The 14591-nt window shown below is 69.8% G+C and carries 12 protein-coding genes; 5 read left to right on the forward strand and 7 right to left on the reverse strand.

Going from position 1 to position 14591, the window contains the following annotated elements:
- The first annotated feature begins 2 nt into the window (after positions 1 to 2).
- The 3 genes from pheS to OVA30_RS04560 all read left to right on the forward strand — a co-directional run bounded on the left by pheS (position 3) and on the right by OVA30_RS04560 (position 4471).
- The gene (gene pheS, locus OVA30_RS04550) at positions 3 to 1082 is read left to right on the forward strand and encodes a phenylalanine--tRNA ligase subunit alpha (RefSeq protein WP_056462532.1); all 1080 of its coding nucleotides are present in this window, start codon (positions 3 to 5) and stop codon (positions 1080 to 1082) included.
- A 64-nt stretch (positions 1083 to 1146) separates the two neighbouring features.
- Positions 1147 to 3570: a phenylalanine--tRNA ligase subunit beta gene (gene pheT / locus OVA30_RS04555; protein WP_265222548.1), complete on the forward strand. Its 2424-nt coding sequence runs from the start codon at positions 1147 to 1149 to the stop codon at positions 3568 to 3570.
- 25 nt (positions 3571 to 3595) lie between these two features.
- Positions 3596 to 4471 (forward strand): DUF1186 domain-containing protein, encoded by an 876-nt coding sequence (locus tag OVA30_RS04560; RefSeq protein ID WP_268174727.1) that lies wholly within the window; start codon positions 3596 to 3598, stop codon positions 4469 to 4471.
- On the opposite strand, the gene OVA30_RS04565 is transcribed toward OVA30_RS04560, so the two are convergent.
- Positions 4419 to 5237, reverse strand: coding sequence for a HesA/MoeB/ThiF family protein (locus tag OVA30_RS04565; protein WP_268177454.1), 819 nt, complete (start codon positions 5235 to 5237; stop codon positions 4419 to 4421). The two genes, OVA30_RS04560 and OVA30_RS04565, sit on opposite strands and share 53 nt — an antisense overlap.
- Before the next feature lie 274 nt (positions 5238 to 5511).
- On the opposite strand from OVA30_RS04565, the gene dapE reads away from it, so the two are divergent.
- Positions 5512 to 6678 carry a succinyl-diaminopimelate desuccinylase gene (gene dapE / locus OVA30_RS04570; RefSeq protein ID WP_268174728.1) on the forward strand — a complete coding sequence of 389 codons (1167 nt, stop codon included), beginning with the start codon at positions 5512 to 5514 and terminating at the stop codon, positions 6676 to 6678.
- A 54-nt stretch (positions 6679 to 6732) separates the two neighbouring features.
- On the opposite strand, the gene truA is transcribed toward dapE, so the two are convergent.
- From truA to recR, 5 genes are all read right to left on the reverse strand, one after another.
- Positions 6733 to 7485, reverse strand: coding sequence for a tRNA pseudouridine(38-40) synthase TruA (gene truA, locus OVA30_RS04575; RefSeq protein ID WP_268174729.1), 753 nt, complete (start codon positions 7483 to 7485; stop codon positions 6733 to 6735).
- A 13-nt stretch (positions 7486 to 7498) separates the two neighbouring features.
- Positions 7499 to 8428: a methionyl-tRNA formyltransferase gene (fmt, locus tag OVA30_RS04580; protein ID WP_268174730.1), complete on the reverse strand. Its 930-nt coding sequence runs from the start codon at positions 8426 to 8428 to the stop codon at positions 7499 to 7501.
- A gap of 10 nt (positions 8429 to 8438) precedes the next feature.
- The gene (locus tag OVA30_RS04585; RefSeq protein WP_003599876.1) at positions 8439 to 8954 is read right to left on the reverse strand and encodes a peptide deformylase; all 516 of its coding nucleotides are present in this window, start codon (positions 8952 to 8954) and stop codon (positions 8439 to 8441) included.
- Positions 8955 to 9209: 255 nt separating this feature from the next.
- Positions 9210 to 10496: a glycosyltransferase family 87 protein gene (locus tag OVA30_RS04590; protein WP_326493607.1), complete on the reverse strand. Its 1287-nt coding sequence runs from the start codon at positions 10494 to 10496 to the stop codon at positions 9210 to 9212.
- 114 nt (positions 10497 to 10610) lie between these two features.
- Entirely contained in the window at positions 10611 to 11216 is a 606-nt protein-coding gene (recR, locus tag OVA30_RS04595) for a recombination mediator RecR (protein WP_003599880.1), read from the reverse strand.
- 326 nt (positions 11217 to 11542) lie between these two features.
- Between recR and OVA30_RS04600 the strand changes: the two genes are divergently transcribed.
- A complete protein-coding gene (locus tag OVA30_RS04600; RefSeq protein ID WP_268174732.1) occupies positions 11543 to 13162 on the forward strand; it encodes a phosphoenolpyruvate carboxykinase in 1620 nt (539 codons plus the stop codon).
- 45 nt (positions 13163 to 13207) lie between these two features.
- Here OVA30_RS04600 and rlmN read toward each other — a convergent pair whose 3' ends face one another.
- The gene (gene rlmN / locus OVA30_RS04605; protein WP_015950521.1) at positions 13208 to 14485 is read right to left on the reverse strand and encodes a 23S rRNA (adenine(2503)-C(2))-methyltransferase RlmN; all 1278 of its coding nucleotides are present in this window, start codon (positions 14483 to 14485) and stop codon (positions 13208 to 13210) included.
- Positions 14486 to 14591 lie beyond the last annotated feature (106 nt).

Consider the following 14591-nt stretch of genomic DNA (forward strand, 5'->3'; position numbering starts at 1 on the left):
TAATGGATCTCGACGCTCTCGAACGCGATCTTCTCGGGCAGATCGAGCAGGCCGGGGACGAGGCCGGCCTCGAAGCCCTGCGCGTTGCGGCGCTCGGCAAGAAGGGCAGCGTCTCGGAGTTGCTGAAGACGCTGGGCGCGATGACGCCCGACGAGCGCAAGGAGCGCGGCCCCCTCATCAACGGCCTGCGCGACCGGGTGCAGGGCGCGATCGCGCAGAAGCGCGAGGCGCTGGCGAACGCCGCCCTCGATGCGCGGCTCGCCGCCGAGCGGATCGACGTGACGCTGCCCTTGCGCGAGGCGCCGGAGATCCGCGGCCGCATCCACCCGATCAGCCAGGTGATCGAGGAGATCACCGCGATCTTCGCCGATCTCGGTTTCTCGGTGGCGGAAGGGCCGGATATCGAGACGGACGAGCTGAACTTCACCGCGCTGAACTTCCCCGAAGGCCACCCGGCGCGGGAGATGCACGACACGTTCTTCTTACGCCCCGACCATCTCGGACGGCGTAAGCTCCTGCGCACTCACACCTCGCCGGTTCAGGTGCGAACCATGCGCGCCAAGCAGCCGCCGATCCGCGTGATCATGCCCGGCCGCACCTACCGGCACGATTCCGACCAGACCCACACGCCGATGTTCCATCAGGTCGAGGGCCTCGTCATCGACCGCTCGGCCAACATCGCCAACCTGAAATGGGTGCTCGAATCGTTCTGCCGCGCCTTCTTCGAGGTCGAGAACGTGACGATGCGCTTCCGCCCGTCGTTCTTCCCCTTCACCGAGCCGTCGGCCGAGGTCGATATCCAGTGCTCGCGAAAAGGGGGCGAGCTGCGCTTCGGCGAGGGCACCGACTGGCTGGAGGTTCTGGGCTGCGGCATGGTCCATCCCAACGTGCTGCGCAGCGGCGGCCTCGACCCGGATCAGGTCCAGGGCTTCGCCTTCGGCATGGGCATCGACCGCCTCGCCATGCTCAAATACGGCATGCCGGACCTGCGTCCCTTCTTCGAGGCGGATGTGCGCTGGCTGGAGCATTACGGCTTCCGGCCGATCGACGTGCCGAGCCTGGTCGGCGGCTTGACCGCCTGAGACCCGCCGCCCTGACTTTCGATCCCGGCCCGGTCCGCTCCGGCGGCCGCGAGGATGTTCTGAGATGAAATTCACCCTCTCCTGGCTCAAGGACCACCTCGACACCGAGGCCTCGCTCGACGCGATTGCCGAGTCGCTGACGCGGATCGGCCTCGAGGTCGAAGGCATCGAGGACAAGGCCGCCGCGCTTCGCCCCTACGTGATCGCCCGGGTGATCTCGGCTGAGCAGCACCCGAATGCCGACCGCCTGCGGGTCTGTCAGGTCGATGCCGGCGACGGCCAGCCGCTTCAGGTCGTCTGCGGGGCGCCGAATGCGCGCGCCGGCATGCTCTCGGTCTTCGCGCCTCCGGGCACCTACGTTCCGGGCAAGGCCATCACCCTGTCGGTCGGCACGATCCGCGGGGTCGAGAGCCGCGGCATGCTCTGCTCGGGCGCGGAACTCGGCCTCGGCGACGACCATGACGGCATCCTCGATCTGCCCGCCGACGCGCCGGTCGGCACGCCCTACGCCCTCTGGGCCGGGCTCGACGATCCGGTCATCGAGATCAACCTGACGCCGAACCGCTCGGACTGCACCTCGATCCACGGCATCGCCCGCGATCTCGCCGCCACCGGCCTCGGCACCCTCAAGCGCGAGCCGATGCCGCCGGTGCGGGGCGAGGGGCCCTGCCCGGTGCCGGTCACGCTGGCCTTCGACGAGCACGACAAGGGTCTCTGCCCGCTCTTCGCGCTCCGCCTCGTGCGCGGCGTGACGAACGGACCCTCGCCCGAGTGGATGCAGAAGCGCCTGCGGGCGATCGGCCTTCGCCCGATCAACGCGCTGGTCGACATCACCAACTACATGACCTTCGACCGCGGCCGGCCGCTGCACGTCTTCGACGCGCGCAAGGTCGCGGGCGGCCTCACCGTGCGCCGAGCCGAGGAGGGCGAGAGCCTCGTCGCGCTCGACGGCAAGACCTACCGGCTCGATTCCGAGGCGGTGGTGATCGCCGACGGCAACGGCGTCGAGTCGATCGCCGGCATTATGGGGGGCGAGGCCTCGGGCTGCGACGAGACCACCACCGACGTGCTGATCGAGTCGGCGCTCTGGGATCCGCGCAACATCGCCCGCACCGGCCGGCGCCTCGGCATCATCACCGATGCGCGCTACCGCTTCGAGCGCGGCGTCGATCCGGCCTTCGCCCTGCCGGGGCTCGACCTCGCCACCCGCCTCGTGATCGACCTGTGCGGCGGCAGCCCGAGCGAGGCCCGCATCGCCGGCGAGATCCCGGATCTCGACCGCGTCATCGATTTCCCCTGGACCGAGGTGCGGCGGCTGGCCGGCATCGAGCTGTCGCGGGCCGAAATGAAGGTGACGCTGGAGTCGCTCGGCTTCCACATCTCCGGCTCGGGTGACCGGGTGAAGGTGCTGCCGCCGTCCTGGCGGCCGGACGTGGAGGGCAAGGCCGATCTCGTCGAGGAGATCGTGCGCATCGCCGGCCTCGACCGGATCGAGCCGAAGCCGCTGCCGCGCGTCGAGACGGTGGCGGTCGAGCCGATGCTCACCGTGCTGCAGCGGCGCGGCCGCCTCGCCAAGCGGGCGCTGGCGGGCCGCGGCATGCTGGAGGCGGTGACCTATTCCTTCGTCGCGCACGAGGATGCCCGGCTGTTCGGCGGCGGCGGAGCGGATCTGGCGCTCGCCAACCCCATCGCCGCCGACCTCTCCGATATGCGCCCGAGCCTCGTGCCGGGACTGCTGCGGGCCGCGCAGCGCAACGCCGACCGCGGCTTCCCCGACACAGCCCTATTCGAGGTCGGCCAATGCTTTGCCAGCGACGAGCCGGAGGGCCAGAGCCTGCGCGCCACCGGCCTGCGCCGCGGCACGGCGCGGCACGCGGGCTCCGGGCGCCACTGGAGCGGCGCGGCGGAAGCCGTCGATGCCTTCGAGGCGAAGGCCGACGCGCTGGCCCTGCTCGCGGCGCTCGGCGTGCCGACCGGCGGGCTCCAGATCGTGGCCGGCGGGCCCGATTGGCTGCATCCGGGCCGCTCGGGCACGCTGCAATTCGGTCCGAAGAACGTGGTCGGCCATTTCGGCGAGCTGCATCCGCGGCTCCTGAAGGCGATGGATCTCAAGGGCACGCTGGTGGCCTTCGAGATCACTCTCGATTCCCTGCCTCTGCCGCGCCACCGGCCGACCAAGGCGAAGCCCGCCCTGGTGCTGCCCGACCTTCAGGCGATCTCCCGCGACTTCGCCTTCGTCGTCCCCCGCGACGTGCCCGCCGCCGACATCCTGAAGGCGGCGCAGGGCGCTGAGCGCAAGCTGATCACCGGCATCGAGGTGTTCGACCTCTACGAGGGCGCCGGCATCCCGGACGGGTCGAAGTCGGTCGCGGTCGCGGTGCGGCTGCAGCCCTCCGAGCGTACCCTCACCGATGCGGAGATCGAGGCGGTGAGCGCCAAGATCGTCGCCGAGGTGTCGAAGAAGACCGGCGCGACCCTGCGCTCCTAATCGAGTCCGACCGAGGGAGACGGCCATGGACGCGGAACTCGTCGCGGTTCTCACGCAGGAGAAACATCTCCCGGCCGAGGCGCTGAAGCGGGCTGCCCAAAATCCCGAGGCGATCGCCGAACCGGTGCTTGCCCTGCTGGAGCGGGCGGCGGAGGATGCCGAGGCGATCGCGGACGAGGAGACCAACCTCCTGTTCTGGGGGCTGCACGCCCTGGCCGCAGCGCGCGACACGCGGGTCTTTCCGCTCCTGATGCGCCTGATGCGCCAGGACGGCGAAGCGGTCGACGGGCTTCTCGGCGATGCCTCGGCGGAGACCCTGCCGGCCGTGATCGCCTCGACCTTCGACGGCGACACCGCGGCGCTCGCCCGGCTGATCCTCGACAGCACCGCCGACGACTTCCTGCGCAACGCGGCCTTCGCGGCTTTGGGCTTTCTGACCCGCCAGGGCCGGATTCCGCTCGACGAGGCGGAAGCGCTGCTCGTGCGGTTCGACGAGGCGCGGTCGGCGGTCGAGGAAGCACCGGCCTGGATCGGCTGGGAAGAGGCGGTCGCCTATCTCGGGCTGAAGGCGCTCGCCCCGCGGGTGGAGGCGGCCCGGCGCGACGGCCGCATCACCGACGAGTTCAGCGACCTTCCGTGGTTCCGCAAGGCGCTCAAGCAGGCGAGCGCTGCGCCGCCGGACCTCAGCGCCTTCGACGCCCACCGCTACACCTATCTCGACGATCCGGTCGGCGCGCTGGGCTGGACCGCGGAATCCTACGGCCAGCCGGTCAAGAACCCGTTCAAGGATGTCGGCCGCAACGATCCCTGCCCCTGCGGCTCGGGCAAGAAGTACAAGAAGTGCTGCCTCACCGCGGCGGAAGCGGATGCCCCGCCGGCTCGGCTGCCGGGCCTGTCCTGACCCCGTTCAACGGGTTGTCCGGGTCCCAGGCATAGGCCAGCGTCTCGAAGCGCATCGAGCGGGCATCCACCATCAGCAGGCGCCCGACCAGGGGCTCGCCGAAATCGGCGAGCGCCCGGATCACCTCCATCGCCATCAGCGAGCCCATCACGCCGGCGAGCGCCCCGAGCACGCCGGCCTCGGAACACGGTGCGACGCTGCCCGGCGGCGGCGGGCTCGAGAACAGGCAGCGATAGGTCGGGTTCGGCTCACCCGTCGGCCCGGTCTCGTGCGCGCGGATCGTGGTGAGCGAACCGTCGAAGGCGCCGAGCGCCGCCGTCACCAGTGGTTTTTTACCGGCAAAGCACGCATCCGAGACGGCGTAGCGGGTGGCAAAATTATCGGAGCCGTCGGCCACGAGATCGTAGTCGGCGAGCAAAGCAGGGGCGTTCTCGGGCGTCAGGCGGCAGGCATGGGTCACGACGCGCACATGCGGGTTGAGCCGGGCCACGGCCTCCGCCGCGCTCTCGACCTTCGGGCGGCCGATATCAGGCGTGCCGTGGATGACCTGCCGCTGCAGGTTCGACAGCGAGACGGTGTCGTCATCGACGATGCCGATCGTGCCGATGCCGGCGGCGGCGAGATACTGGATCAGCGGCGCACCGAGCCCGCCCGCGCCGATGACGAGCACGCGCCCCGCCTTCAGCCGGGCCTGACCCGGGCCGCCGACCTCGCGCAGGACGAGGTGGCGGGCGTAGCGTTCAATCTCTTCGGAGTTGAGGGCCATGCGCGCCATGTAAGCCGCTTGGACGGGGAGCGGAAGCGGTCTGGGGCTTGCTGCGCGCGGAGCAGGTGCGTGCTAGGGCTTACCCCTTCGACGATCGCCGCTGTTTCCCACCCGCTCCCTCATCCTGAGGTGCTGCGGAGCAGCCTCGAAGGATCCTCCAGAAGCCGCGCGGACGCTGGAAGATCCTTCGAGGCCCGCTGACGCGGGCACCTCAGGATGAGGGACAGGGTTGGGAGGAGCCGTCCTTCCCCGAGCCATCTTTCCCGAGCCACCGGTGCCGCCCTTGTCCGACCATTCCCCCCTCGCCCTCGCCCAGGCGCTGATCCGCTGCCCCTCCGTGACGCCGGAGGAGGGGGGGGCTCTGTCGTTCCTGGCGGATCGTCTTTCGCGGGCGGGCTTCTCGGTCGAGCGTCCGGTCTTCTCCGAGCCCGGCACGCCGGACATCCAAAACCTCTACGCCCGGATCGGCACCGCAGGGCCGGTCCTTGTCTTTGCCGGCCATACCGACGTGGTGCCGCCCGGCGAGACGGAGGCCTGGACCCACGGGCCGTTCTCGGGCGAAGTCGCCGACGGCTTTCTCTACGGGCGCGGCGCGGTGGACATGAAGGGCGGCATCGCCTGCATGCTCGCGGCAACGCTCGCCTTCCTCGACCGGAACAGGCCGGATTTCGGCGGCTCCATCGCCTTTCTCGTCACCGGCGACGAGGAGGGGCCGGCGGTCAACGGTACCGTGAAGCTGCTCGATTGGGCGAAGGCGAGGGGCGAGCGCTTCGACCATTGCCTGCTCGGCGAGCCGACCAACCCCGACACCCTCGGCGAGATGATCAAGATCGGCCGGCGCGGCTCGCTGACCGGGCGCATCACCGTGCACGGGCGCCAGGGCCACGTCGCCTATCCGCACCGGGCCGAGAACCCGATTCCCGGCCTGCTTCGCCTCGCTTCGGCGCTGACGGCCGCCCCCCTCGACGGCGGCACGGCGCATTTCGACGCGTCGAACCTCGAATTCACGACGATCGATGTCGGCAACCCGGCCACCAACGTGATCCCGGCCTCGGCCAAGGCCGTGTTCAACGTGCGCTTCAACGATGACTGGACGGCGGACACCCTCGGCGCCGAGATCCGGCGGCGGCTGGAGGCGGCGGCCGGCAACGCGGTGCGGTTCAGCCTCGACCTTCAGCCCTCGAACTCGCCGGCCTTCCTGACGCAGCCCGACGCCTTCGTCGATCGGGTGGCCGATGCGATCGAGGCCGAGACCGGCCGGCGGCCGGCGCTCTCCACCACGGGGGGCACCTCGGACGCCCGCTTCATCAAGGATGCCTGCCCGGTGATCGAGTTCGGCCTCGTCGGACGGACCATGCACGAGACCGACGAGCGGGTGGCGGTGGCGGATCTCGACCGGCTCACCGCGATCTACGGTCGGGTGCTGGACGCTTACTTCTGACGCATCGCCCCGAAAGGTGGTTGCCGGCTTGTCTGAAGAGACGATGCGCCGACGCTAGGGATAATCGACACCCACAAACGTCAGCCCGCAGGCCGGCGCCAGCGGCCCGCAGCGGTGCTTGGCCCCTGTCGCCAGGATCTCCGCCACGTCGTCGGCGGAGAGGCGTTTGCAGCCGGCGAGCATCAGCGTGCCGGCCATGGCGCGCACCTGATGGTGCAGGAACGAGCGGGCCGAGGTCGCGATCACGATCTCCTCGAACAGGCCCATCCGCTCGCGGGTCACGTCGAGCTGTTCCAGCGTCCGCATCGGCGACTTTGCCTGGCACTCGGCGGCGCGGAACGCCGAGAAATCGTGGTGGCCGAGGAGCCGTTGCGCCGCCCTGTGCATCAGCTCGGCATCGAGCGGCCAGGGCACCTGCCAGACATGAGCGCGGGTGAGCACGGCGGGGCTGCGCCGGTTGAGGATGCGGTAGCGGTAGTGCCGCCGGATCGCCGAGTGCCGCGCGTCGAACTCCTGTGGCACCACCTCGGCGGAGAGGATGGCGACGGGCTGCGGCCGCAGATGCGCGTTCAGCGCGTCGCGCACGGTGTCGGTGCGCCAATCCTTCGCAAGGTCGAGATGGGCGACCTGATGGATCGCGTGCACGCCCGCATCGGTGCGGCCGGCGCAGGTGAGCCGCGCCGTCTCGCCGGAGAAGCGCGTCACGGCGGTCTCGATGGCGGTCTGCACGGTCGGGTCGTCGGCCTGACGCTGCCAGCCGCGGAACGGCGCGCCGTCGTACTCGATGACGAGCTTGTAGCGGGGCATCAGGCTTGCGCGCTCACCCGAGCCGCTCCCCCGCCGCCAGCCGGGCACCACGCAGGAACGCCTCGCCGCTGGCAGTGCCGCCCTTGCCGGCCCGGCGCAGTTCGAGGAGCCGCACCGCGCCCGTGCCGCAAGCCACCGTGCCGGCGGCATCGAGCAGCGTGCCCGGCGCGCCGGAGCCCTCGGCGGTGACGGCCCGCAGCACCTTCACCCGCTCCGGCCCCTTGCCGAGATCAACCTCGACATAGGCGCCGGGGAACGGCGACAGCCCGTTGATGTGGCGCGCAACCTCCGCGGCCGGGCGCGACCAATCGATCCGCGCCTCTTCGTTGGTGATCTTGTGCGCGTAGACGACGCCCTCTTCCGCCTGCGACGTGAAGGTCAGGCCGTCCCGCTCGAGCGCGCGGATCGCCCGCCCCATCAGGTCGGCGCCGAGCGGCATCAGCGCATCGTGCAGCTCGCCCGCAGTCATCCCTTCGGTGATTGCAAGGCGCGCTTCCATCGCCACCGGCCCGGTATCGAGCCCGGCCTCCATCCGCATCACGCCGACGCCGCTCTCGGCGTCGCCTGCCATCACCGCCCGCTGGATCGGCGCGGCCCCGCGCCAGCGCGGCAGCAGCGAGCCGTGCAGGTTGAGGCAGCCGAAGCGCGGAAGGTCGAGAATCCTCTGCGGGAGCAGCATGCCGTAGGCGACGACCACCGCCACGTCAGTCTCATGCCCGGCGAAGGTCTCGGCGGCCTCCTCGCTCTTCAGCGTCGTCGGCGTCAGAACGGGAAGGCCCAAAGCCTCGGCGCGGGCATGGACCGGAGAGAGCTTGAGCGCCATGCCGCGGCCGGCTCTGGCCGGGGCGCGGGTGTAGACGGCGGCGATCGTGTGCCCGTCGGCGTGGAGGCGATCCAGGGTGGGAACGGCGAAATCCGGCGTTCCCATGAAGACGATGTGCATCGGGTCGTCGTCAGGCGGCGTCGCGCTTGGCGGCCTTGGTGAACTTCTTCATCACCCGGTCACGCTTCAGCTTCGACAGGTGATCGATGAACAGGACGCCGTTGAGGTGGTCGATCTCGTGCTGGAGGCAGGTCGCGAGCAGGCCGTCGGCCTCCTGCTCCACAATCTGCCCGTCGAGGTTCATGTAGCGCACCCGGACGCGGTCCGGCCGCTCGACCTCGCCGTAGAATTCGGGGATCGACAGGCAGCCCTCGTCGTAGACCCGCTTCTCCTCCGACACCCAGACGATCTCCGGGTTGAGGTAGACGGTCGGATTCTTCGCGTTCTCGTCCTTCGAGGTGTCGATGGTGACGACCCGCTTGGCCACCCCGATCTGGATCGCGGCGAGGCCGACGCCGGGGGCGTCGTACATCGTCTCGATCATGTCGCGGGCAAGCGTCCGGATCTCGTCGGTGACGGCCGCCACCGGCTCGGAGGTGAGGCGCAACTGCGCGTCGGGCAGGATCACGAGGGGGCGGACGGTCATGGCTTCCGGGCTGGGATGGGCGAGAGCGCGAGCAGGAGCCTGAAAAGGCGTTTCACCACCCGCAGATAGGCGGCAGCGCCGGGGTGGTCAAATATCCCCGTGTGCGTCGAGGCTGATCGCTTGAAGCGATCACCCTCGTTTTATTCTGGCCTCAAGTGCCGGCGGCCGCTCCGCTCGATGCCTTTCACGACCGAAGGTCCTGAAAAGCCCGCTCCGCGCGGCGCTCTTCGCGCTCTGGCTCTGGGTGCATCTCCGTCACAGCGCCGCAGATGCCTGCAGCGCGGCCGCGGCCGGATCGGTCTGTAATGCCGAAGCCGGAGCCCGCTCTCGCCCCAGGACGTGCCACATCAACGCGAGCAGGATCAGCAGAAACGGACCGGGCAGCGACAGCGCGACGAGAGGCTCCGCTCCGACCGGAGCGAGGTGCTCGTTGATCGTCCCGGCGACGAAGCCGTAGCCGCTGGCCACCCAGCCGAGACCGAGCAGGGCGGCCTGTTCGCGGCGGCTCGCGCGATCGAGAAGATCCGGAAGCAGCAGGGCCAGGCCGACGCCGTAGAGCGACAGATCGTAATCGTAGGCGTAGGGGCTCACGAGCAGGCCCGCCGCGGCGGCGAGGCCGACCACCTGACGCCGCGCTACGCCGCGCCGGAGCGCGAGCAGGACGAAGCCGAGCGCCGTGACGGCCGTGACCACCTGCGCCGCGAGTGCGACCGCGGCCGGCAGATCGAGGCTGCGCAGCGAGGCGTAGACCGAGACCATCCGGAACAGGGGATAGAGGCCCGCGGCCAGGTTGGCCGATGCCTCGTCGGCGCCCCGCAGGAAGGCCGGCCAGATCGCCGGGCCGAGCACGGCGGTGGCGAGCGCCGCCGCGAGGCCCGCGGTGACCGCGGCCACGGCCAAGCACGCCCATCGCCGTAGGGCCAGGGCACAGACCGCGACGCCGACGGCGAGATGCGGCTTGATCACCATCAGGCCGAGCGGCAGGCCGGCCGAGGCCCTCCCATGCACCAGCCCGAGACAGGACAGGCCGATCAGCGTGCCCGTGAGGAACCCGTTCTGGCCGCAGGACACCGTGATGAAGAGGGCTGGAAACAGCGCGATCAGGAGGGCGGGGAAGAACGGACCGGCGATCCGGCGCAGCACGAACAGGAACGCGGCGAGCGTCGTGCCGGTGAACAGCAGGTAGGCGAGGCTGACCGGCAGGGTCGCGAGCACAGCCACCACGAGGTTGAACGGCGGCGGATAGGCCCAGGGCAGGAAGTCCTGCTGCCCCGTGAGGTCCTGCTGGACCCGCAACAGGGCAGGAAGGTGATAGGCATCCGCGATGTCGCCCCGCCACACCATCCGGCCCGCGATGTGGAGGATGTCGAAATCCGAGAGCCCGATGGGGCCGAAAAGGCCGGTAAACCGCGCCGTCCGGCCCAGGATCACCACCGTGAGGGCCGCGAGAAGGGTGCGCACCACCAGCGGCGTCGCAAGCCGCTCGTAGACCGTCGCCGGGCGGGGCCGACTCTGCTCCGCTGGCAACGATGCGGTTCGCATCCCAGACCACCCGACTTGGACAGGACCGTCGCGCGACGGCCGATGCCGGGCTTTTATCGTGCCGCGACTTAAAGGGCGGTTAGAGCCTCGTTCCGGCCCGCGCCGACCGCCGGCTCAGAACGCCGTGCGGCTGCGGATCGCCGCCGTCAGGGTGCCCTCGTCGAGATAATCGAGCTCGCCGCCGACGGGTACGCCGTGGGCGAGGCGGGTGACCGTCAGCCCGAAAGGCTTGATCGACTCGGTGACGTAGTGAGCCGTGGTCTGGCCGTCGACGGTGGCGTTCAGCGCCAGGATGATCTCCTTCACTCCCGGCTCGCCCGCCCGCTCCACGAGGCGGGCGATGGTGAGGTGCTCGGGCCGCACCCCGTCGAGTGCCGAGAGCACGCCGCCGAGCACGTGGTAGCGCGCCTTGACCGCGCCGGACCGCTCCAGCGCCCAGAGGTCGGACACGTCCTCCACCACGACGAGGGTGGTGGGATCGCGGGTCTCGTCCCGGCAGATCGTGCAGGGGTCGCTGGTATCGACGTTGCCGCAGGAGCGGCACACGACGATGCGCTCGGCCGCGACACGCATCGCGTCGGCCAGCGGCGCGAGCAGGGTCTCGCGCTTCTTGATGAGCTGGAGCGCGGCCCGGCGGGCGGAGCGGGGCCCGAGCCCCGGCATGCGCCCGAGAAGCTGGATCAGGCGCTCGATCTCGGGGCCGGCGACGGCTTGGGGCATGCGGGTGCGAAACGGCTGTGACTGAGGAGGAGCGGCGGGCGCCTTCCCTCACATAAGCCTTCCGCGGAATTTTGCCGCCGGGATTTTGCCCGTTCAGGTTTGCGACAGCTTGGCCGCTGCATGGGGAGCCGGCGCGCAAATTTTATTTGAGCCCATACCAAGGATTAGTTGACGGCCAAGCCGGAGACCGATCCATTGAACGGACGGGGCGGAGAACCTGCGTGCGGCGGCCCTGAGCGACCGCACGGACGCCCCACCGACAACGCGAAACAGCCGGATCGACCGGCGTGGCGGCGCGATCAGGGGCCGTGAGGGAGGAACACCCCGTGAAGACCATCGGTGAATTCAACGCGGCTCACGGTCCGGAGGCGATCGGCCTGACCGATCTCGCCGCCGTCCACTGGAACCTGGAGGCGCCGCGCCTCTACGAGGAGGCCCTGCGCCGGAACGAGGCGCAGCTCGCCCGCGGCGGCGCGCTGGTGGCGACCACTGGCAGCCATACCGGCCGCTCGCCCAAGGACAAGTACGTGGTGCGCGATGCCGGCACCGAGAACGAGATCTGGTGGGACAACAACGGCTCGATCACGCCCGACCAGTTCGCGACGCTGCTCGACGACTTCCGCGCGCATGCCCGCGGCAAGGAACTGTTCGCCCAGGATCTGTTCGGCGGCGCCAACCCGGCCCACCGGGTGCGGGCGCGGGTCTATACCGAGCTCGCGTGGCACTCGCTCTTCATCCGCAACCTGCTGATCCGCCCCGAGCGTGCTGATCTCGCCGCCTACGTACCGGAACTGACGATCATCGACCTGCCGAGCTTCCAGGCCGATCCGGCCCGGCACGGCTGCCGCTCCAAGACCGTCATCGCCATCGATTTCAGCCAGAAGATCGTGCTGATCGGCGGCTCGGCCTATGCCGGCGAGATGAAGAAGTCGGTCTTCACCTATCTCAACTACGTGCTGCCGGGCACGGGCGTGATGCCGATGCACTGCTCGGCCAATGCCAGCCTCGACGAGACCGGTGATTCGGCCCTGTTCTTCGGCCTGTCCGGCACCGGCAAGACCACGCTCTCGAACGATTCCTCGCGCCAACTGATCGGCGACGACGAGCACGGCTGGAGCCGGGACGGCATCTTCAACTTCGAGGGCGGCTGCTACGCCAAGACCATCCGGCTCTCGCGCAACGCCGAGCCGGAGATCTACGCCACCACCGAGCGCTTCGGCACGGTGATGGAGAACGTCGTCATCGATCCGCTCACCCGCGTGCCGGACTTCGACGACGCCTCGCTCACGGAAAACACCCGCTGCGCCTATCCGCTGGATTTCATCGCCAATGCCAGCGCCACCGGCCGGGCCGGGCATCCGAAGAACATTGTGATGCTGACCTGCGACGCCTTCGGCGTGATGCCGCCGATCGCCAAGCTCACGGGCGCGGAGGCGATGTACCACTTCCTCTCGGGCTACACCGCGAAGGTGGCGGGCACCGAGCGCGGCCTGACCGCACCGGAGGCGACCTTCTCGACCTGCTTCGGCGCGCCGTTCATGCCGCGCCACCCGAGCGTCTACGGCAACCTGCTGCGCGAATTGATGGCCGAGCACGGCGTTGATTGCTGGCTCGTCAACACCGGCTGGACCGGAGGCGGGGTCGGCACCGGGCGGCGCATGCCGATCCGCGTCACCCGCCGGCTGCTCTCGGCGGCGCTCGACGGCTCGCTGGCGCAGGTCGAGTTCCGGCGCGACCCGTATTTCGGCTTCTCGGTGCCGGTCGAGGTGCCCGGCGTCGAGACGCAGGTGCTCTCTCCGGTCGAGACCTGGACCAACAAGGCGGCCTTCGCCGACACCGCCACGCGCCTCGTCACGATGTTCCGCGAGAACTTCAAGCGCTTCGAGAGCCACGTCGATGCCGACGTGCGCGCCGCCGAGCCGGTCGCCGCAGCGATCGCGGCCTGAGCGATCACAGCCCCTCCCCGCGGGAGCGGGGAGGGGACAAAAGAATCAGTCGACCTGATCGGCGTAGACGGCTTCGGCGCCCATGCCCTCTTCGAGCATCAGCCGGGCGCGGGCGCGCAGCTTCTCGGTCTCGCTCTTGAGCTGGCCGCAGGCCGCCAGGATGTCGCGCCCGCGCGGGGTGCGCACCGGCGAGGCGTAGCCGGCGGTGAAGACGATCTCGGAGAAGCGCTCGATCCGCTCCCAGTCCGAGCACTCGTATTTCGAGCCGGGCCAGGGGTTGAACGGGATCAGGTTGATCTTGGCCGGGATGCCCTTGAGCAGCCGAACCAGGGCGCGGGCATCGGCGTCCGAATCGTTGACGCCCTTGAGCATGACGTACTCGAAGGTGATGCGCCGGGCATTGCTCAGCCCCGGATAGTTCCGGCAGGCGTCGAGCAACTGGGCGATCGGGTATTTGCGGTTCAGCGGCACCAGCTCGTCGCGCAGCTCGTCGCGCACCGCGTGCAGCGAGATCGCCAGCATGGCGTTGGCTTCCAACCCCAGCCGCTCGATCTGCGGCACGACGCCGGAGGTCGAGACCGTGATGCGCCGCCGCGAGAGCGCGAGGCCCTCCTGATCCGACATCACCGCGATGGCGTCGATCACCGCGTCGAGATTGTAGAGCGGCTCGCCCATGCCCATGAACACGATGTTGGTGACCAGCCGACCGGGCTCGCCGCCATCCTTGCCCGGCATCTGGCCGGTGAAGTCACCGAGTGCGTCGCGGGCGACGACGAGCTGCGCGACGATCTCCGCCGTCGAGAGGTTGCGCACGAGGCGCTGCGTGCCGGTATGGCAGAACGAGCAGGTGAGCGTGCAGCCGACCTGGGACGAGACGCAGAGCGTGCCGCGATCGTCGCCGGGGATGTAGACGCACTCGATCTCGGCGCCGCGGTTGTGGTCGTGCGCGCCGGTCGGCGCCATGCGCAGGAGCCATTTGCGGGTGCCATCGCGAGAGACCTGCTCGGTGACGACCTCCGGACGCTCCAGAGTGAAGTGGTCGGCAAGCTGCGCCTTCAGGCCCTTGCCGACATTGGTCATCTCGGAAAATTCGCGCGCGCCGCGCACGTAGATCCAGTGCCAGACCTGGCTCACCCGCATCCGGGTCTCGCGCTCGGGCACGCCGATGCCGATGAGCGCCTGCTTCAGGCCCTCGCGGGTCAGGCCGACGAGGGAGGCCTTGCGGCCGGGCAGGGTCGAGAGGGCCGTGACCTCGGGGGCCTTCTCGATTGCGGGGAGGGCGCGCGATGCGCCCGGGGCGGAGTCGAACGACGCCGTCGCCATGGCTCAAGACCTTAGAAAGCTGGAACGGCTCTCATATAGTCGTATTCGGGCGGGAACGCGACTGCGCCCGCTCCGGCCCTCCCTTGCACCGTGGTCCTTGCGCCGC

Source organism: Methylorubrum sp. SL192 (assembly GCF_026672325.1).
Taxonomy (GTDB): Bacteria; Pseudomonadota; Alphaproteobacteria; order Rhizobiales; family Beijerinckiaceae; genus Methylobacterium; species Methylobacterium extorquens.